The following is a 19,171-nucleotide window of genomic DNA, read 5'->3' as shown; positions in this document are numbered from 1 at the left end:
ATCGCCTGCACGCTCATCCTCTGCCTCTCTGTTTCCCGGGAGCGGCCACCCGCCTGGTCTCCGCCAACTCGCGAACCCCTCCGCCAAGCCAATTTTTCTTATCAGGTTGCCTGACAAATTATCGAAGGTTGACAGCCGTTGCAAGACGGCTGGCCGCCGGCGTCTCGATCTCGCGTGCTGCCTCCAGGATCATATCGGACGCCTTCTCCGCGATCATCAGCACGGCGGCTTGCGTGTTGCCGGATACGATCGTCGGCATCACGGATGCATCGACCACGCGCAGGCCGCGCAGCTTGTGCACCCTCAGTTCGGAATCGACGACGCCGCCGCGGCCCATGCTGCAGGTTCCCGAGGCATGATAGATCGTCTGCCCGTTCGAGCGGGCGAAATCCAGCCAATCCTCGTAGCTTTCGCAGTTCGATCCAGGGCTCGTCTCAACGTCGCGATAGCGAGCCAACGCGGGCTGGCCGACGATGTCCCGGGCGATGCACATGCCGGCGACCATGCAGTCGCGATCGGTCTGGCTCGCCAGGAAGTTTGGCCGGATTGCCGGCTGAGCGAGCGGGTCGGGCGAGGTGACGTGGATCGTGCCGCGCGATTCCGGACGCAACTGCGTGACCCCGATCGTCATCCCGGGTTTCCGGTCAAGCTTGCGCTCGGCGGCGTTGGCGTAGCTGGCGTGCATGAAGAAGTACTGGACGTCGGGGCCGCTGAGCCCCGGCCGCGTGCGAACGAACCCGTAGGCCAGCCCGGTGCCGAGCGTCAGGATGCCGGTGCGGCTGAGATAATACTGGGCGACAGCCAGGCCGAGACGCGGCCCGCGGGTGAGCTCGTTCAGTGTGACGGGTAGCCTCACCCGCCAGTTCATGCGCGTGCAGAAATGGTCGATGTAGTTCTCGCCCACGGCCGGCAGTTCGACTCTGGCAACGATGCCGGCCCGGCCCAGCACATCTGGATTGCCGATCCCGGAGCATTCGAGAAGCTGTGGGGACTGGATGGCGCCGGCCGACAGGATCACTTCGCAGCGCGCGCGCACCGTCAGCGACTCGCTGCCGCGCCGATATTCCACGGCGGCGACCCGGTCGCCCTCCATCACGAGCTTCGTCGCAGATGCGCCCGTGACGACCGAAAGATTTCGACGGCGGCGGGCGGGTTCCAGATACGCCTTTTCCGCCGAAACGCGTCGACCGCCGCGCTGATTGACCTGGTAGTAGCCGAAGCCGTCCTGGCGCGCGCCGTTATAGTCCGCATTGTTCTCGAAGCCGCTTTCGCGGGCCGCGGCGATGAAGGCTTCGGCGATCGCGGGGCGCTCGCGCACCTCCATGACCGGCAGGGGGCCGCCGCTGCCGCGCCATTCGCCAGCAGGCCCGGCGTAAGACTCGAGCTTACGAAAATAGGGCAGAACCTCGTCGAAGCTCCAGCCCCGGCAGCCTGTCTGCGCCCAGCCGTCATAGTCGCTGGCCTGGCCACGGACGTAGATCATGCCGTTGATCAGCGTCGACCCGCCGAGACCGCGGCCGCGCGGAATGGCGATCACGCGGTTGCGAGTCGCCTCCTCGGGCTCTGTCGCAAAGCGCCAGTTGTAGGTCTCGTCGACCAGCATCTTGCTGAAGCCGGCGGGAATGGAAATCCACATGCTGCGCGGCTCGCCGCCTGCCTCGAGCAGCAGCACCGTGTAGCGGCCATTGGCTGACAGGCGGTTCGCCAGCACGCAACCGGCCGTGCCGCCGCCCACGATCACGAAGTCGAAGCCTTGGCTCATCGGCAGGCGCCAGCCGTCATATGCGCGATCATCGCGGCGGCCTGGGCCTCCAGCATATGGCTGCCGAGATGGATCCGGCAGCCCCTCGCCTGCGCGGAAGCGAGCAGCGGCGTCATCGCCGGCTTCATGATCACCTCGGCGACGACCTGATGGGGCGACAAGTCATCTGCATTGATCGGAGCCGGATCGTCCGGCCGCAGGCCAAGCGATGTACCGTTGATCACGATGTCAGCTTGGCTGGCCGGCCCGCCCGCCGCGACCGTGCAATCGGGGTAATGACGAGCAAGCCGCGCCACGAGTTCGTCTCGCCTGGCCACGTCCCGATTGGCGATGGCGAGGCGGGCGATTCCGGCCTCGCACAATGCGAAGGCAATCGCGGATGCGGCGCCCCCTGCCCCGGCGAGGTAGACGGACGTCCCGGAAGGCTCGATCTTCTCCCCTCGCAGCCCATCGACGAACCCGATGCCGTCGAGCATGGCGCCGACAAGACGGCCATCGCTCTCGCGGCGCACGCAATTCACGGCGCCGATCCGCGCAGCCTGCGGCGTCACCTCATCACAGAGCAATAAGGCGGCTGACTTGTGCGGGACAGTTACGATCCAGCCCGCGAGGTTATGGAAGCCGCGAAACGCCGTGAAGGACGCAGGAAGATCGGCCGGCGCCGCATGAAACGGCACCAGTACGCCGTCGACGCCCCGCTTGTCGAGGAGGGCGTTGATCACCTGCGGCGTTTTCACATGGGCGATGGGATCAGCGATGATCCCGAAGATGCGCGTCGCGCCTGTTATCTGATGCATGCGAACCCTTCGCCACCGGCGAATGAACTGAGATCGAGGGCTTACAATAAATCAGGTTGCCTGACAACTTTGTCATTGGACTGCTCTCTGCGATCTGGCGAGCGCAACCCTGCGCCCGACAAACACTTCAGGCGAATAGGGGGGGCGGCTGCCTCCATCAGCTCGGCGTGCGCCAGGGCACGGTCGCCAGCGTCTTCTCGGCCGAGACCGACTTCGCGTCGGGCACATGGTTCTTGCGCGGGCGGCCGCGCCCGGCGACGGGAAAGACGAGGGCCACGTCGACCGGGCAGACCTTCTGGCGCGCCCCTATGCCGACGGCCCAGGAAAGGCCACGCTCGCTCAGGCCCTGCCGGAACGGCGCGGAGAGGCCATGGCCGGCATCGGCCAGCACGCAGCCGAAGCGCGGGCCGGCCGCGCGCGCCCGATCGATCCCGGCGAGCGCGATCTCGGGCCTGGTCCGATAGCCTCCGTGACCGTCCGGCACGCACGCTGCGATGACCAAGGCGACGTTTGACAGATCATCGGGCAAATGCTCTTCATGTAAGCATTCCTTCAAAATTACTGTTGCCCGATGCTTGCTCCGCACCCAACCTTCGACCTCGTCATCCTCGACTGCGACGGCGTGCTCGTCGACAGCGAAGCCATCAGCTGCCGGACCCTGGTCGATATCCTCTCGCCTTTCGACGAGAGCTATGATCTGGAGACGGTCATGCGCCGCTATCTCGGGCGTCCGGCCAGCGCAGTGATCGAGGATTACGAGAGAATGACCGGCCGTCCGGCCTCGGCCAACTTCGCGCGAGACTGGCGCATCCAGCTTTTCGCAGCGTTCAGTAGCGACCTCCAGCCGATCGAGGGCGTCCGCGACGCCGTCGAATCCTTCGCAAGCGACTATTGCGTCGCCTCGTCCAGCGACGAGGAGCGCATCGAGTTCTGCCTGCGCAAGGCCGGACTCTGGGACCTGTTCGAGGGCCGGATCTTCAGCACCACGCGCGTGAAGCGCGGCAAGCCCGCGCCCGACCTTTTTTTGCTGGCGGCGAGCGAGCGCGGCGTCGCATGCGAACGCTGCCTGGTGATCGAGGATAGCGTCAGTGGCGTGACGGCGGCCAAGGCGGCTGGCATGACTGCCTATGGCCTTGCCGCCGGCAGCCATTTCACCGTGCTCAACCAGCGCCAAGCGCTTCTCGCGGCCGGAGCCGATCGGCTTTTCGAATCCTGGCGGGAGATCGCGCTCGCACCGACGCCCCACTGACCGCGATGGCCGAGAACGACAGCACCCGCCTCGACGACGCCGCCCGGGCCGGCTGGCTCTACTACATCGCCGGACGCACGCAGGACGACATCGCACAGATCCTGAACATCTCGCGCCCGGCGGCGCAGCGGCTCGTTTCGCTCTGCCGCAGCGAGGGCCTGATCAGCTTCCGGATGAACCACCCTATCAGCACCTGCATGGATCTTGCCGCCAGGCTGCGGGGCCGGTTCGAATTGCTGCATTGCGATATCGCCCCGTCCGACGGCTCGCCGGAAACCGGCGCCGCCGGCGTGGCCGCACTCGGCGGCGTGCTGATCGAGCGCTGGCTACGCTCGCGCAAGTCGCTGGTCATGGCGCTCGGCACCGGCCGCTCGATGCGCGCCAGCATCGAGCGCGTCCCCTCGATGTCCTGCCCGCTGCACCGGCTGGTTTCGCTGGTCGGCACCATCTCGCCGGACGGTTCGGCCAGCCCCTTCGACACGCTGGTCAAACTCGCAGAGATCACCAAGGCCCAGCATTTTCCGATGCCGCTGCCGCTCTACGTCTCGAGCCCCGAGGAGCGAGCTCAGCTCATCGAGATCGATTCGATCCGGCGCATCCGCGCCATCGCCGGCGAGGCCGATCTCTGGGTCATGGGAATCAGCCAGATCGGCGAGGACGCCGTGCTCTACCGCGACGGCTTCATGAATCGGAGCGAACTGCTCGACATGGTCCGCCATGGAGCCGTAGGCGAGGTGACCGGCTGGGTCTTCGATGCCGAAGGCCACTTCCTCGATCGCGGCACCAACCTCCGCGTCACCAGCGTGCCACCGGAACCGGGCAGGGCCCGCTTGCGCATCTGCATTGGCCAGGGCCCGGCCAAGGTCGTGCCGCTGCGCGCCGCCCTGACCGGCAAGATCGTCAACGGGCTCGTCACGGACGAGGACACCGCCCGCGCCCTGCTCGCGGACTGATCCTACTCACCAACTCGTCCATCCGCCCTGCACGCGAGCGATTGCGCGCGGCTGTCACGCACCCGTCACCGGCGGTTGACATAACAAGCCAGTATGCGAGCATATGCTTCAACAAAGAGCATATGCTCACAAAAGACGAACGAGGGAGGCTTTGACATGCGACCTTTCTATGCTGCTATGGCGGGCGCAGGCGCCCTGCTCCTGACGGAGATGTCCGCCGTACAGGCGGCAACCGAAATCGAACTCTGGCACGCGATGAGCGGCGCGCTCGGCGAGCGCGTCGACGAGGTCGTCAAGAAGTTCAACGACTCGCAGAAGGACTACGTCGTCAAGTCGATCGCCAAGGGCACCTATGACGAGGTCCTGAACGGCACGATCGCGGCCTATCGCGCCAAGCGCCAGCCCGAGATTGTCCAATCGAACGAGCGGTCCTTCCTAACGATGGTCAATTCCGGCGCCATCGTGCCGACGAACGAACTGATGGCCGAGCAGGGCATGCCGCTCGACACCTCGAAATTCATCGCCCCGGTCGTCAGCTACTTCGCCATCAACGGCAAGCTGCAGGCGATGCCGTTCAACTCCTCGACGCCGATCCTGTTCTACAACCGCGATCATTTCAAAGCCGCCGGCTTCGACAAGCCCGGCGCGACCTGGCAGGAACTCGAGCCGCAGCTCGACGCGATCAAGGCCAAGGGCGTCTCGAAATGCGCGATGGTGCTCCCCGGCGACTACGAGTGGAGCTTCCTCGAGAACTACAGCGCCGTGAACGACATCCCGTATGCGACCAAGCGCAACGGCATGGACGGGCTCGATACCAATTTCGTCTTCAACAAGGGCAAACTCGTCGGTCAGGTCGAGCGCATGAAGCGCCTCGTCTCGTCGGGCGTGATGCAGCTCGCCGGCCAGGGCATCATCCCGATCCAGCTCTTCACCTCCGGCGAATGCTCGAGCATCATCGCCTCGACCGCCTCGCATGCCGCCGTCGTCGCGGCCGCCAAGTTCGACTGGAGCGCGACGGAAATCCCCTATGAGCAGGGCGTCACTCCCCGGAACAGCGTCATCGGCGGCGCCGCGCTCTGGACCCTGAAGGGTCATACGCCGGAGAAGTACAAGGCGGTCGCCGCCTTCTACGATTTCCTCGCCAAGACCGACACGCAGGTCTGGTGGCACCAGGCGACGGGTTATGTCCCGGTCACGACCGCTGCCTATGACGCCGCCAAGGCGCAGGGCTACTATCAGAAGAACCCGACCCGCGAGATCGCCGTGCTCCAGCTGATGCGCGGCACGCCCAGCGACAATTCGTTGGGCTTCCGCATCGGCAACAGCAACCAGATCAACGTCGCGATCATGGAGGAAGTCTCGGCCGCCTTCCTCGGCAAGAAGCCGGTGCAACAGGCGCTCGACGATGCGGTGTCGCGCGGCAACGAGGCGCTGCGCCGCTACGAGCAGCTCAATGCTGGCAAGAAATAAGCCGGCCGGCCTTCCGGCAGTGGCTGGCGGGGGCGGTCCACGCCTTCGCTCGCCGCTGCGGCGCCTTTTCCTGAAAGGCGCCAGCGACGGTCAGGCGGAAAGCGGGCTCAAGCGCGCGCATTTCAAGGAATGGCGCCTGCCCTTCTGGCTGCTCGCGCCGCAGCTCTTCATCCTGCTGCTGTTCTTCTTCATCCCCTCGATCAGGGCGCTGATCCAGGCCTTCCAATTGACCGACCCGTTCGGCGCCACGACCCAATGGGTCGGCTTCCAGAATTTCGAGCGGCTCTTCCGCAGCAACGTCTACTGGTCGTCGGCGCAGGTCACGCTGATCTTCACAATCGCGCAGAACGTGCTGACCCTGTCGCTCGCGCTGTTGCTGGCCTTCGCGTCGAACCATATCCTGCGCGGCCGCGGCGCCTATCGCACCGTGCTTCTCCTGCCCTATGCCATCGCACCCGCGATCGCCGGCATCATGCTCGCCTTCCTGTTCAATCCCCGCGTCGGCCCCGTCGCCCATATGCTGCAGGGGATGGGGCTGGACTGGGATCCGAACCGCAATTCCTGGCATGCGCTCGCGCTGGTGGTCATGGCCGCCTCGTGGAAGCACATCTGCTACAACTACATCTTCCTCGTCGCGGCGCTGATGTCGGTGCCGCAGTCGATCCTCGAATCCGCCTATCTGGACGGCGCGGGGCCGATCCAGCGCTTCCTGCGCATCTCGCTTCCGATGATCGCGCCGACGCTGTTCTTCCTGATCGTCATCAACTTCGTCTACGGACTGTTCGAGACCTTCGCCATCGTCGACGCGACCACCCGCGGCGGCCCGGCCGGCGCCACCTCGATCCTCGTCTACAAGGTCTATCAGGACGGCTTCGTCACGCTCGACCTGGGCTCGTCGGCCGCGCAATCCGTCGTGCTTATGGCGCTCGCCCTGCTCCTGACCTTCGCGCAGTTCCGCTTTGTGGAGCGCCGCGTGAACTACAGCATCTAGGTCGGCGATGAACGAGCGCACCCCCGTCATCGATGCTCTCTGCCACCTCATTCTGCTGGTGGGCGCGGCGCTCGTCTGTCTGCCGATCTATTTCGTCTTCGTCACCGGCTCGCTCACGCAGCAGGAGATCATGCGCGTGCCGATGTCCTGGCTGCCGGGCAGCCAATTCGTCACGAACATGCAGACGGTGCTGAGCAACGCCAATTTCGGCCGGCTCCTGCTCAACTCCTTCATCATCGCCACCGGCATCACCATCGGGAAGCTCGCGGTCTCGGTGATCGCCGCGTTCGCCGTCACCTATTTCCGCTTCCCCTTCCGGATGACCGCCTTCTGGCTGATCTTCATGTCGCTGATGCTACCGATCGAGGTGCGCATCGTGCCGACCTACGAATCCGCCGCGAATGTCGCTCTGCCGCTGAACATTATCGGCTCCTGGCTCGGCATCGGGGCGCTGGTCGATCTCGACTGGAACCTGGTCAACACCTATTCCGGCCTGATACTGCCGCTGATCGCCTCGGCGACCGCGACCTTCCTGTTCCGCCAGTTCTTCCTGACCATCCCCGACGAACTCTGCGAGGCCGCGCGCATCGACGGGGCCACGCCCTGGCAGTTCTTCCGCCTGATCCTGCTGCCGCTCTCGCGCTCGAACATCGTGGCGCTGGCGATCATCCTCTTCCTGATGGGCTGGAACCAGTATCTCTGGCCGCTGCTGCTCACCACCGAGCCCGCCATGGCCAATGCGGTGATCGGCCTAAAGAAACTGATGCCGCAGAGCGATTCGCTGCCGACCTGGCATCTCCTGATGAACGCGGCCTTCCTGACGATGCTGCCGCCGACCATCGTCATCCTCATCCTCCAGCGCTGGTTCGTGAAGGGGCTGGTGGATAGCGGCAAATAGCCCGCCCACGGGCAAGCAAGGCTTTTCGACATGCGGATCATCGGCCATCGCGGCGCGCGCAATATCTGGGCGGAAAACAGCCTGAGCGGCTTCCGCAACGTCTGCGGCCTCGGCGTGGATGCCGTCGAACTCGACGTGCACCTGTCTAGCGACGGGGAGATCATGGTGATTCACGATCCGCTGCTGGAGCGCACCACCGATCATAAGGGGCCGGTCGCGAATCTCTCCCGCGCAGCGCTCGCCAAGGTGACGCTGGACGACACACTGGGCGAGACCATCCCGACGCTTCGGGAGGTGCTCGATGTCTTCGGCCCGACCGGGATCGAGCTCGAGATCGAGATGAAGATGGATGCCTTCGGCAATCCCTATCCCGGCCTGCTCGACAAGGTGATCGCCCTCGTGGAGGCCCGCGAGATGGCCTCGCGCGTCGTGCTGACCTGCTTCGTGCCGGAGGTGATCGAGGAGATTCGGGCGCGGGCGCCGCATATGCGCCGGCTTGCCTCGGTCGATCGCCGATCCTGCGAGGCCTTCGGCGGCGTCGATCGCACCTTGCAGCGCTTCGTCGATCTCGGCTGCATCATCGCCGTCGAGCAGTCGCTGCTGCGGCTCTGCGTCGACCGCGCTGTCGGCATCGTCGGGCGCGGCAAGCTCGGCGCCTGGGTTCCCAACACGGTGCGCGATCTCGATTTCTGGTTGGGCCAGCCGATCACGCAGATCACCAGCGACCGCCCCGATCTCGCCTTGCAACTCCTCGCCGCAAGGAAGAGCTGAGCCATGGCGGTGCGCCTGTCGCTTGCGACTCTCGGACAGTTCGGGCCGCCGGTCGGGGTTCCCGGCTACCGGCGGGAAGAGCTGAGCCCAAGCATCGTCCATATCGGCGTCGGCAATTTCCACCGCGCCCATCAGGCCGCCTATCTCGACGAATTGTTCGAACGCGGGCTCGACCATGACTGGGCGATCATCGGCACCGGCGTGCGCGAAAGCGACGTTGAGATGGGCCGCGACCTCGCCGCGCAGGATTTCCTGACCACGGTCGTGACGCAGGAGGCCGAGAGATCGCAGGCGCGCGTCACCGGCGCGATGATCGATTTCGTGGTCCCCGGCGGAAGCGCCGCGATCATCGAGCGCCTCGTCGATCCCCGCACGCGGATCGTCTCGCTGACCGTCACTGAGGGCGGCTATTATATCGACCCGGCGACGCAGGTCTTCGATCCCGACCATCCCGATATCGTCACCGATGCGGCTGACCGCCTCGCCGCCCCGAAGACTGCCTTCGGCCTGATCGCAGCCGGACTCCTCAGACGACGCGCGGTCGGCCTGCCGCCCTTCACGGTGATGTCCTGCGACAACCTGCCGGGCAACGGCCATGTCACGGCGGATGCCATCGCCGGGCTCGTCGATCTAATCGATCGCGGCAACGCACGCTGGATTCGCGAAAGCGTTGCCTTTCCGAACGGCATGGTCGACCGTATCACGCCGGCCACCTCGGAGCGTGAACGCCAGGCGTTGCGCGATGATTTCGGCATCGCGGACCGCCGTCCGGTCCTTTGCGAGGATTTCCGGCAATGGGTGCTGGAGGATCATTTCCCGGCTGGCCGCCCACGGCTGGAAGAGGTCGGCGTGCAGTTCGTCGCCGATGTCGCGCCCTTCGAACTGATGAAAATCCGCATCCTCAATGGCGGGCATGCGGCGATCGCCTATCCCGCCGGCCTGCTCGACATCCATTTCGTCCATGAAGCGATGCAGGATGCCCTGCTAGCCCGCTTCCTCTCGACCCTGCTCGATGACGAGGTCATCCCTGTCGTGACACCGGTGCCCGATACCGATCTCACCGGCTACAAGCGCACGGTCGAGCGCCGCTTCGCCAATCCGAAGGTCGGCGACACCATCCGCCGGCTCTGCCTGGACGGCTCAAACCGGCAGCCGAAATTCATCCTACCGACGCTGCGCGATGCCTTGCGGGCCGGTACGCCGATCGAGGGGCTCGCGCTGGTGAGCGCGCTCTGGTGCCGCTACTGCTACGGTGAAACCGAAAGCGGGCAGCCCATTGCGCCGAACGACCCCAACTGGTCGCAACTGAAGGCGCAAGCTCACCGGGCCAGGTTAACGCCGGAGGCTTGGCTGCAAATGCCCCAGATTTACAGCGATCTAACGAAAAATGGGCGATTTGTTGATGCATTCATCCTAGCATTGCGGAGAATCTGGCAATCTGGCACCCGTACGAGCATCGCTTGCTACCTTGCATCGCACTCCAGATGAGAACCAAGGGCTGTAGGCTTTAAGCTCGCCCACAAAAGAGTGTCTCTCGGTTTGGCAAGTTTGCTTCCGTAAGTGGAGCAAGGAAGTGCACCCACGGCTCTCCTGAGGCTGTCGTAGCGGGCACAATCGTCGATGGGCTCACGGCGCAGGCGCAACGCATGGGGCGTCATGATCGTGATCGCCGCTGCCTGCTCGTGCCACCGAGCCAGGATATCGATGATCACGTCGGCCCGAAGTCGTCGCTGGACGAGCTCGACGGCCTGATCGACTGGCATCCTGTCGCGGAGCTGCTCGGCCCTCTCTATCCGGCGGCAAAAGGCGAGCCGGCCTGGCCTCCATTGGCGATGTTCAAGGCGCTGTTGCTGTCGGTCTGGCATGATCTGTCCGACGTGAAGCTGGCCGAGGCGCTCGACGACCGCGGCTCGTTCCGCCGCTTCCGCGGGCTGTCACGCTCTGAGGCGACGCCGGAGCGCGCCGCCTTCGTGCGCTATCGCGGCAAGCTGGTCGAGCACAGCCTCGACCGGAGCTTGTTCGAGGCCGTGACGGCCCAGCTCAAGGCCAGGGCGGTCACGGTCAAGACCGTGCACGATGGTCGACGCCACGGTCATCGCCTCGTCGAGCGAGAAGGACGATGATGGCCGATGGGTGAAGCACAAGGGCAAGCCGGCGGTCCATGGCTTCAAGCCCCATGTCGGCGCGGATGCCACCAGCGCCTCGGTCGAGAAGATCCCGGTCACCCCGGCCAACGTCAACGATGGACGTGCCGGCCCGGATGCTCTGCCGGACGATCCCGGAGAGGTGTTCGCCGACAGGGCCTGTCGCGGTCCGCATTCTGGTGACGCGGTCCGTGCCAGGGGCGGAACACCGTGCGGCGTGGCAACCGGCATGTGGGGACGCGACCAGGCCGAAGTCCAGGCCCGCCCCCTGGCCTGGAACCAGCCGATCCACCGCGTCCGCGCCAGGATCGAGAAGATCTTCGGGACATGGAAACGCCGCCATGGCCCGCGCCGGATGCGATGGCGTGGTCTCTTCGAGAACACCGAATGATCCCAGGCCGCTCCGAATCCATCAGAGCCAAGCAATCATGCCAACAACGCCCGAACGAGAACCTTCTTCAACAGCCTGCTAGGAATTCTGGACCTGGGCTGTCGTCCATTTGACAAGTTGATTGACGATGAATCCCACACAGAGAATGGCAGTCAGGATGACGCTAATGACGGCAATGGCTGGATTCAGTTCGTAATGAACCGATTCGTAGATCTTGACTGGAAGTGTCTGGAGATTTGGCGTCGCCAGGAAGACCGCGATGAGCAGCTCGTCGAAGGCAATGAGGAAACTCAGCGCAGCAGCAGAGAGGATGCCATGCAGGGCCATCGGGAACACGATGCGCCAGAAGACCTGTGATCGTGATCCACCGAGACTGATACCCGCGCGGATTACGCTCTCGTGAATGCCCCGCAGGCTCGCTGCGATGATCATCGCAGCGACAGGCAGGCCAAGTAGGGATTGCCCGATGGCGAGCATGATCCAATGTCCATGCAAACCCAGCGAGGTGGCTAGGACATAGGTCGACAGGGCGACGACCACCTGAGGCACCATCATCGGCGACAGGATCAGAAGTTGTAACGCCGCACTGCCCCGAGCGCCTGCCCGCACAATCGCCGCCGCTCCCATGTAGCCCGTTGTCGTTGCAATCACGCTCGCGAACGTGGCTGTCAGCAGGCTCCACCCGAGGGCACGCTGCCATTCTGGTGACGTTGCGACCGACTGGAACCAACGCGGCGACCAGGAACTCGGCCAGGCGACAACGGTTGCCGTGGGGCTAAACGACATCGGCACCAATGCCAACAGGGGGAGCACCAAGAGACCCAAGACCAGGATCAGGTAACCATTCTGCATCGCGCGGAAGCCGCGACCTTCGCTCTCGATCATGAGTCAGGCCTCATCAAACGCGACAGGCCGAGCCAGCGGCTCGCAGCCGCGTAAGAACCTGCGACCACGACGATCATGAGGACAGCCAGCGCCGCCGCTCCGCTTAGATTGTATGTAACTGAAATCTGCTGTTCGACGAGCTGGGCGATCATCATATCGCCCGGCCCACCCATTAGAGCCGGGGTGACGAAATATCCGAACCCGAGAATAGTGGTGATGACGAAACCAGCAGCAAGGCCTGGTAGGCTCAATGGTAGATAAATAGTCCAGAATACAGTTAAAGAACTGGCGCCTAGGCTTCGTGCCGCCCGCAGCAGCGCGGGATCGATCCTCTTCATGCTGCCGACGAGCGACAGCAACATGTAAGGTAGCAGCACATAAGTCATGCCAATCAGCACACCGATCTGGTTGAATAGGAGCTTGAAAGGCCCGCCAGGAATACCCAGGAACTCCAGAGCCTGATTGACGACCCCCCGCCTGCCCAACAGGACGATGAAGACGAAGGTGCGAACCAGGCTGCTGGTCAAGAAGGGAAAGAGGATCATCAGGTTCGCAAGCGTCGCCTTCCATCCGCTCAAACCCGCCAGGCGCGCAGCGGCTGGATAGCCGATCACGAGGCAGATGAGAGAGACTGCCACCGATGTCTGAATGGTCTGCAGAAGCACTTGTGTGGTAGTGGGCTCGCTGAGAAGGCGCGAAAACTGTCCAACGGACAAACGTCCGCCTTCATTCAGACTGAGCACCAAGATCCTGGCGATCGGATAGAGAAAGAAGAGGCCTAGAAAGCCCAGCACCAACCAAAGACCCAGATGCTCTCGGTCCACGCGAGCGAGCCAGCCACTTCGATTGACCGGCGAAGCGGAAGAAAGGCTAGCCATCTTGTTCACCCCTTAGGAAGCAGGTGCATGTCCGCCGGGCACCATTGGACCGATGCGCAATCGCCAGACGAAAGCTGCTCGACCTTTGCTCGAACCGGCTGTTGGACGGTCAAATGCTGACCCAACTGCGGGACATCGACCTGATACCTGACGGCCTGTCCGACGAAGACCGCTTCGATGATCGTGCCGGCCATGCTGATCATGTCCCCCGCCGCGGCTGCCGCGGAAGATGCCCTCTTCTTTGCCGTCGGCAGAACAGACAGCGCTTCGGGCCTTAGCAGCGCTGCGCAAGGCTCGTTTTGCCTGAAGCCAAGCCGCTCCGACTCGAGGCCAATTCGTACGCCCGTGCCTTCAATCAGGAGTGCTGCTTGCCGACCGGCCTCATAGAGGCCGAAGATGAGATTCGACTCGCCCAGGAAACGGGCGGCGAAGAGCGAGGTCGGGGTACGGTAAAGCTCCTGAGGAGTGCCGAATTGCTCCAGGCGACCATCCTTCATTAATGCGATCCGGTCGGAAAGCACCATCGCCTCGTCCTGATCGTGCGTCACATATATGACCGTGGCGCCGAGCTTGCGCTGCAGTTCACGGATCTCCCACTGCAATTCCTGCTTGAGCCGCACGTCAAGCGCACCCATCGGCTCGTCCATCAGCAGCACGGAAGGCTCGAAAACCAACGCACGCGCAAGCGCCACCCTCTGCTGTTGACCACCCGACAACCGCGCCGGCTTCCTATCAGCCAGTCCGTCGAGTTGAACCAGCGCGAGGGCGCGGGCGACCTTTTCCGCAATCTCGCCCCGAGACAACCCGCGTACGGCGAGGGGGTAAGCGATGTTCTTCTCCACGCTCATATGAGGGAAAAGCGCATAGTTTTGAAACACGATTCCCATGTCCCGATCTCGACCGGGGCCGATACGTGTCACATCGCGCTCGCCCACGACTATTCTACCGCGATCAGGCACGATGAAGCCCGCCACAGCCATAAGTGTGGACGTCTTTCCTGATCCCGAAGGGCCCAGCAGAGTTACAAATTCTCCGGCATTTACAAAGAGATTGACGCCGCATAGGACACGAGTTCCTCCGAGCGTTTTCCAAACGTCCTCTATCCGAACCGACGCCGATGGGGCCGAAAACTGGCCTGACAGCGACTTATTGCTCCGCATTACCACCTCTCCCTGCCGACACACCCGTGCGCGTCGTTTATGGTATATCGGAGATCGTATACATTCTTTAATATTGTTTTGTGTCAAGCGCTTTCCCGCGGCCGTGAATCCTGAGGTCGAGCAGGCGAATTCGCGCGATTGACAACAAAGCTTCGACCTGCATATCTTCGTATACGATCTTCGATATACAGAAATGCCGCAAAAGCATCGGCGCGAACAATCGCAGCAACGCTAACCATGAGGATTGACATGTCATTCGATGACCATTGCCGACTCGGCCTCAATGTGAATCGTCGAGCGGTACTATCGAGCGCTGCCGCAGCGATCTCCACCTTCGCAATCGGGGGGCGAGCGACCGCGAGCGAAAGAAAGCTTGTCATTCGCACTACAACTGGCGGCGTTTTCGGTGATGCGATGGAAAACGCGGTTTTCGCCCCTTTCTCGAAAGAGACTGGGATCGCAGTCGAAAAAACTCCCTCCGCGATGGCTCCCCTCATCGCCTCGGTGAAGCAAGGCCAGCCACTTGTCGATGTTGTCGATACCGGCGAGGGACTGCTGGAAACTCTTGTTTCTAACAAAGCATTAGATAGTGTTGATTACTCTAGATTCAAGAAATTTACGATAGCCGATATTGGCAAGGATTCGGCAAGGACTGAAATAGTTCGGCGAATGGTGTACGCACGCGTACTTGGGTACAGGAAGTCTATTTTTTCAAAAAAGCCTGCCCCGTCAAGTTGGCAGGAATTCTGGGACACGAAGAACTTTCCAGCAGCGCGAGCGATCTCTGGTCTCGGACTTAACACGCCTGACCTGGAATTCGCTCTCCTCGCCGATGGCGTGCCTATGTCTGCCATTTATCCCATGGACGTGCCCCGTGCGCTGGCGTCCCTCTCAAAGATACGTGCCCAAGTGCAATCGTTCTATGGCACGGATGCAATTTCAGAGAATTTGCTTTCGACCGGCGAAGTGGATCTGACTGCGGTTTCCAATGGCCGAATCCAGGGCTTGATCGATTCCGGCGGCGATTTCGCGATCGAGTGGAATCAACATATGAAGGCGCCGATGGGCTACTCGATCCTAAAGGGAGCAAAGAATCTCGACAGCGCGTACGCATTCATTGATTACGCGATGTCGCCAGAAACCCAGGCGCGGTTCGCCACGTTAATTCCCTATGGCCCAACCAATACTAAGGCCTTCAGCTTTATTCCGGAACAGAGCGCCCTCAAGCTGCCGACCAATCCAAAATGGTCAGACAAGGGCTTTATGCAAGATTCCAAATGGTGGGGAGAAAATCTGCCTGCCGTGACAACGGCTTGGAACGCCTGGTCCGCAAATAAATGATTCCCGCATAAATGAGGAAACACAACAGGCTTCTCTCTCTACGACGGAAGCCTGTTGCTTGATTGAAGATCATCAAGAGAGAATATCATGAATTTTGCCCCGACCGAATCTGTTGAGACGACTGTTAAATTCGGCGAAATTCCGCGTACCGAGCTGCTCGATAGGTGCCAGTCTCTTCTCCAATTGATGGAACAAATGAATCTTAGCGTCTGCATTTTCACGACGCCTGAGAGCATATATTACTTTAGTGGATACTATACCAGAGCCTTGACTGCTAGTCAGAGCATCATTTTCACTCGCCAGGGAAAAATGACCTTGGTCACGAGATGGATGGATAAGGCCAACTATCTTCGCATTTGCGACGCCAGCCCAATATCGGAATTTGTTCCCTACTATGATGACCAGCTTGCATCGGGCCTCGAAATCGCAGCTGGTATCGCTCGGGATCAGTCCCTGCTTGGCACGCTGATCGGCATCGAGGAAAATGGGCTCTTCATTTCCTGGCGCCAGTTTGAGAGCTTCAGAGCAGTACTTGGCGCGGATGTCATGGATGTCGGCGACGCAATCCAAGACATGAGATTAATCAAGTCGGCGTGGGAAATCGAGAATCACCGTCACGCTGCAAAAATGACGATAGCCAGCTTAAAGCGCGCAGTTCAGCGCATTCGCGTGGGTGCGCTTGATAGCTACGTCGCCGCGAATATTGTCAAGGACCTGATCGAGCATGGCAGCGAGTGGCCGACCACGTGGCCGATCGTCCAGACGGGCGACCACACCGCTCGGCTCCACTCCTCGTGGCGACATGAGCCTATCGAAGCCGGCGCGCCGACAACGCTGGAATTCTCTGGCGCATTCAATCGGTATCATTCCCCCATCTACCGATCAGTTATAATCGAGCCCACGGCGGAACAGCGAAAGATTGCTGGCGGCATCGCCGAGGCCCACGCTGCAGGCGTGAATCAAGTCGGCCCAGGCGTAGCTGCAGAGGCGCCGTACTCGATCCAGAAGACGACTCTCGAGAAGCACGGCATAGGGAATCTCCTTGCTGGTCGTGTCGGTTACACTGTTGGGTTTGCATTCTCGCCTAACTGGGTTCAGCGAGGCGGCCTAGAATTCATGGCGGGCAATCGCGCTGAGATGAAACCCGGCATGATATTTCACATGGTGACTAATTTGCTCGATCCGGAGCGATTTTCCATTGCGCATTCTTCGACTGTTCTGGTCACGGAGAACGGCCGCGAGCTCATTGCAACGGACGAACATGCCGGCCCCATCCTGAAATAAGAGGGAAAGTCCCGAGGCAAAGAGAGTTGACCGCAGGTGAGATTAAGAAAGCGGCTGGTCAGCTGACATAGTCACTCATTTAAGCTGTATGATCCCGGGTTTTGAGGGCGCAGTCTTTTTGCGCGAGTGGAAGGATGCGCTATGGGCCAGGTTCACCACGGGAGCGCCCCGACGACAGCGGCGGTCCGTCGGGCGATACGGCATGGTCAGGCGAGCCCGAGACACCTCGCGACGCGCTACGGCATCAACCCGGAGACGGTCGCGAAGTGGAGGAAGCGGGTCTCGGTCGCCGATGTGCCGGCCGGCCCGAAGGAGCCGAGGTCGACGGTGCTGTCGATCGAGGAAGAGGCGGTGATCGTCGCCTTCCGGCGGCACGCGCCGCTGCCGCTGGATGACTGTCTCTAGCTAACAGGCTGTTGAAGAAGGTTCTGGTTTGGCCTTGAGGACGAGCTCGTCGCCATTGTGACAGGCGAAGGAGATCCCGATCGCGCCGTCGTCGCGCGGTTCGGCGGAGCCATCGCCGGTGATCTCGTCCGTCTCGTCGAAGCCGGCCCCTGTGAAGAAGACCAGGCGAGGCTGGAGGAGAGGTCGAGGCTGGCCTGCCTCGCCCCGCATGCATCGCGCTCCGAATCCATCAGAGCCAAGCAATCATGCCAACACGCCCGAACGAGTACCTTCTTCAACAGACTGATAGGGCGTACGTTTCGGCACGGCTCCGATATGGTCAAGGCGCTGGCACTGGGCGGACGCGCCGCTCTATGGCGCTTCGGTTGCCGGAATTGCGGCGGGCGAAAGGCGCTTGAGATTTTGCGCAACCAGGCCGCCAAAACGATGGCTTACACGACTTGCCGCATTATCGAGGAGATCGGCCCCGACATCCCTTTTGGGCCACGCAATGCTTAATCGCTCCCGACCTGAGATGGCTGCGCTTTGGGTGTCCGCTTCTCTGATCGAGCACGTGGGCTAAGCTCGGGTTTCACCTTTATGCCGGGTCTCGTTGCGCGGTTGAGCGATGCTTCGGTCGGCATGTGTCACTTCACTGATATCGGGCTGCCTCTTCCAGGATCCAGCGCTCGAACAGCTCGACCGCACGCGGCTTCGGCCGGTCCACCGGATAGACCAGGAAATGCGACCAAGGCGAATTCGCCCGAATGTTGAACGGCTCGACCAGCCGGCCGTTTAGGATGTCGCCTTCGATGAAGGCAAATTGCGCGACGGCGACACCGGCCTGATCGATCGCTGCTTGATAGGACAGCGCTGAATTCTCGAAGGCAATGCCATTGTCGTTGTCGAGATCCGAGACCCCCGCGGCGGCAAGCCAGGTCGGCCAATCGCTCGGCCGGTGCAGCGAGGACAACAGCGCAGGTTCCTCCAAGTCGCGCGGATAGCGGATGCGCTGGCGCGATAACAGGGCCGGACTGCAGACCGGCATCAGCACTTCCCCGAACAGACGGGAGACGCGAATCTGCGCTGGATAGTCGACGCGCACGAGCTCGCACGCCTCGGATTGGATATAGGCGTCGATATCGCGATCGACGAAATTACAGGGTGCGTGCGAGGTCACGACACGGACATTGACGCCATGGTTCCGCGCCCGGAGCCGGACCAGCCGCGGCACGAGCCAGCGCATCGCGAAGGTCGGTGGCACCGACAGGCGCAACTCGTCCTTGCTCGATCGCGGCGCCAGATCGAGTGTGCCCTTCAGGATGATGTCGAAGGCATCTCTCAAGGTGCGGAAATATCTCTCACCAACCGCCGTCAGCTCGATGCCACGCTGGGCGCGTACGAAGAGCTTGAGCTGAACCCTCTGCTCCAATGCCGCGACCTGGCGGCTGACCGCACCATGGGTCACGCCGAGCTCGGCAGCGGCGTGGGTGAAGCTGCGATGCCGGGCCGTCGCCTCGAAGGCGCGCAGTGCGTTGAGGGACGGGAGTCTGTCAGTCATTGCGCTGGGCCTGATGTGAGATCAATTCACAACCGGGCACAAATAATCGATTGACTGCAATTCGTCCATGCTCCACGGATTTATCAATATGCGATCTGATCTTATTCAAGGGTTGGCAGCTAACAGCGTCGATTTCAAGTTCAGATAACATTCGAATTCAATGAAACCGGCGGCTGACAACCTTATCATTCCGATTAAAAGATAAATATACTTCGCAAACCCCCACACACACCTCAGCCAGGGGAGCGCGCT

At 62.1% G+C, this 19,171-nt stretch carries 19 protein-coding genes and 3 pseudogenes; 13 read left to right on the top strand and 9 right to left on the bottom strand.

Annotated elements, in window-relative coordinates; translation table 11 throughout:
• Positions 1 to 118 precede the first annotated feature (118 nt).
• The 3 genes and pseudogenes from AC1RRW_RS16465 to AC1RRW_RS16455 all read right to left on the bottom strand — a co-directional run.
• Positions 119 to 1,762: a GMC family oxidoreductase gene (locus AC1RRW_RS16465; RefSeq protein ID WP_492901942.1), complete on the bottom strand. Its 1,644-nt coding sequence runs from the start codon at positions 1,760 to 1,762 to the stop codon at positions 119 to 121.
• On the bottom strand, positions 1,759 to 2,559 hold the full coding sequence (locus tag AC1RRW_RS16460; RefSeq protein WP_492901940.1) for a shikimate dehydrogenase family protein: 801 nt from the start codon (positions 2,557 to 2,559) through the stop codon (positions 1,759 to 1,761). Before AC1RRW_RS16460 ends, AC1RRW_RS16465 begins: the two co-directional genes overlap by 4 nt.
• Before the next feature lie 160 nt (positions 2,560 to 2,719).
• Positions 2,720 to 3,073 (bottom strand): annotated as a pseudogene (locus tag AC1RRW_RS16455) (transposase); the annotation flags it as partial.
• 57 nt (positions 3,074 to 3,130) lie between these two features.
• On the opposite strand from AC1RRW_RS16455, the gene AC1RRW_RS16450 reads away from it, so the two are divergent.
• The 7 genes from AC1RRW_RS16450 (at position 3,131) to AC1RRW_RS16420 (ending at position 10,379) form a co-directional block, all read left to right on the top strand.
• Entirely contained in the window at positions 3,131 to 3,808 is a 678-nt protein-coding gene (locus AC1RRW_RS16450; RefSeq protein ID WP_492901939.1) for an HAD family hydrolase, read from the top strand.
• Between the two features lie 5 nt (positions 3,809 to 3,813).
• Entirely contained in the window at positions 3,814 to 4,761 is a 948-nt protein-coding gene (locus AC1RRW_RS16445) for a sugar-binding transcriptional regulator (protein ID WP_492901937.1), read from the top strand.
• 156 nt (positions 4,762 to 4,917) lie between these two features.
• Positions 4,918 to 6,231, top strand: a complete 1,314-nt coding sequence (locus AC1RRW_RS16440) for an extracellular solute-binding protein (protein WP_492901935.1) — start codon at positions 4,918 to 4,920, stop codon at positions 6,229 to 6,231.
• Positions 6,215 to 7,222, top strand: a complete 1,008-nt coding sequence (locus tag AC1RRW_RS16435; RefSeq protein ID WP_492901933.1) for an ABC transporter permease subunit — start codon at positions 6,215 to 6,217, stop codon at positions 7,220 to 7,222. Before AC1RRW_RS16440 ends, AC1RRW_RS16435 begins: the two co-directional genes overlap by 17 nt.
• 7 nt (positions 7,223 to 7,229) lie before the next feature.
• Positions 7,230 to 8,120 carry an ABC transporter permease subunit gene (locus tag AC1RRW_RS16430; RefSeq protein WP_492901931.1) on the top strand — a complete coding sequence of 297 codons (891 nt, stop codon included), beginning with the start codon at positions 7,230 to 7,232 and terminating at the stop codon, positions 8,118 to 8,120.
• A 30-nt stretch (positions 8,121 to 8,150) separates the two neighbouring features.
• Positions 8,151 to 8,891 (top strand): glycerophosphodiester phosphodiesterase family protein, encoded by a 741-nt coding sequence (locus AC1RRW_RS16425; protein ID WP_492901930.1) that lies wholly within the window; start codon positions 8,151 to 8,153, stop codon positions 8,889 to 8,891.
• A gap of 3 nt (positions 8,892 to 8,894) precedes the next feature.
• Positions 8,895 to 10,379 (top strand): mannitol dehydrogenase family protein, encoded by a 1,485-nt coding sequence (locus AC1RRW_RS16420; protein ID WP_492901928.1) that lies wholly within the window; start codon positions 8,895 to 8,897, stop codon positions 10,377 to 10,379.
• Here the strand turns inward: AC1RRW_RS16420 and AC1RRW_RS16415 are convergent.
• Positions 10,355 to 10,609: pseudogene (locus tag AC1RRW_RS16415) on the bottom strand (hypothetical protein); the annotation flags it as partial. The gene AC1RRW_RS16420 and the pseudogene AC1RRW_RS16415 overlap by 25 nt on opposite strands.
• Between AC1RRW_RS16415 and AC1RRW_RS16410 the strand changes: the two are divergent.
• Positions 10,538 to 11,014 (top strand): transposase, encoded by a 477-nt coding sequence (locus AC1RRW_RS16410; RefSeq protein ID WP_492901926.1) that lies wholly within the window; start codon positions 10,538 to 10,540, stop codon positions 11,012 to 11,014. The pseudogene AC1RRW_RS16415 and the gene AC1RRW_RS16410 sit on opposite strands and share 72 nt — an antisense overlap.
• Entirely contained in the window at positions 10,968 to 11,426 is a 459-nt protein-coding gene (locus AC1RRW_RS16405; RefSeq protein ID WP_492901925.1) for a transposase, read from the top strand. Before AC1RRW_RS16410 ends, AC1RRW_RS16405 begins: the two co-directional genes overlap by 47 nt.
• Positions 11,427 to 11,504: 78 nt before the next feature.
• On the opposite strand, the gene AC1RRW_RS16400 is transcribed toward AC1RRW_RS16405, so the two are convergent.
• From AC1RRW_RS16400 to AC1RRW_RS16390, 3 genes are read right to left on the bottom strand one after another with little or no spacing between them, the layout of a single operon-like run.
• A complete protein-coding gene (locus AC1RRW_RS16400) occupies positions 11,505 to 12,311 on the bottom strand; it encodes an ABC transporter permease (protein ID WP_492901923.1) in 807 nt (268 codons plus the stop codon).
• On the bottom strand, positions 12,308 to 13,189 hold the full coding sequence (locus AC1RRW_RS16395) for an ABC transporter permease (RefSeq protein WP_492901922.1): 882 nt from the start codon (positions 13,187 to 13,189) through the stop codon (positions 12,308 to 12,310). Before AC1RRW_RS16395 ends, AC1RRW_RS16400 begins: the two co-directional genes overlap by 4 nt.
• A gap of 5 nt (positions 13,190 to 13,194) precedes the next feature.
• Positions 13,195 to 14,349, bottom strand: a complete 1,155-nt coding sequence (locus AC1RRW_RS16390; protein WP_492901920.1) for an ABC transporter ATP-binding protein — start codon at positions 14,347 to 14,349, stop codon at positions 13,195 to 13,197.
• A 249-nt stretch (positions 14,350 to 14,598) separates the two neighbouring features.
• Here AC1RRW_RS16390 and AC1RRW_RS16385 point away from each other — a divergent pair, with 249 nt between their 5' ends.
• From AC1RRW_RS16385 to AC1RRW_RS16375, 3 genes and pseudogenes are all read left to right on the top strand, one after another.
• The gene (locus AC1RRW_RS16385) at positions 14,599 to 15,690 is read left to right on the top strand and encodes an ABC transporter substrate-binding protein (RefSeq protein ID WP_492901918.1); all 1,092 of its coding nucleotides are present in this window, start codon (positions 14,599 to 14,601) and stop codon (positions 15,688 to 15,690) included.
• Positions 15,691 to 15,777: 87 nt separating this feature from the next.
• Complete coding sequence (locus AC1RRW_RS16380; RefSeq protein ID WP_492901916.1) at positions 15,778 to 16,974, top strand: M24 family metallopeptidase; 1,197 nt, start codon at positions 15,778 to 15,780, stop codon at positions 16,972 to 16,974.
• A 141-nt stretch (positions 16,975 to 17,115) separates the two neighbouring features.
• A pseudogene (locus tag AC1RRW_RS16375) lies at positions 17,116 to 17,376 on the top strand (IS481 family transposase); the annotation flags it as partial.
• Between the two features lie 3 nt (positions 17,377 to 17,379).
• Here the strand turns inward: AC1RRW_RS16375 and AC1RRW_RS16370 are convergent.
• On the bottom strand, positions 17,380 to 17,589 hold the full coding sequence (locus tag AC1RRW_RS16370) for a hypothetical protein (RefSeq protein ID WP_492902010.1): 210 nt from the start codon (positions 17,587 to 17,589) through the stop codon (positions 17,380 to 17,382).
• Between AC1RRW_RS16370 and AC1RRW_RS16365 the strand changes: the two genes are divergently transcribed.
• On the top strand, positions 17,491 to 17,877 hold the full coding sequence (locus AC1RRW_RS16365; RefSeq protein WP_492902005.1) for an alpha-hydroxy-acid oxidizing protein: 387 nt from the start codon (positions 17,491 to 17,493) through the stop codon (positions 17,875 to 17,877). The genes AC1RRW_RS16370 and AC1RRW_RS16365 overlap by 99 nt on opposite strands.
• A 133-nt stretch (positions 17,878 to 18,010) precedes the next feature.
• Here AC1RRW_RS16365 and AC1RRW_RS16360 read toward each other — a convergent pair whose 3' ends face one another.
• Positions 18,011 to 18,919, bottom strand: coding sequence for a LysR substrate-binding domain-containing protein (locus tag AC1RRW_RS16360; protein ID WP_492901914.1), 909 nt, complete (start codon positions 18,917 to 18,919; stop codon positions 18,011 to 18,013).
• Positions 18,920 to 19,171 lie beyond the last annotated feature (252 nt).

Source organism: Allobosea sp. GW821-FHT12C12, from assembly GCF_058807355.1.
This window is presented reverse-complemented; position numbering and strand designations above follow the sequence as displayed.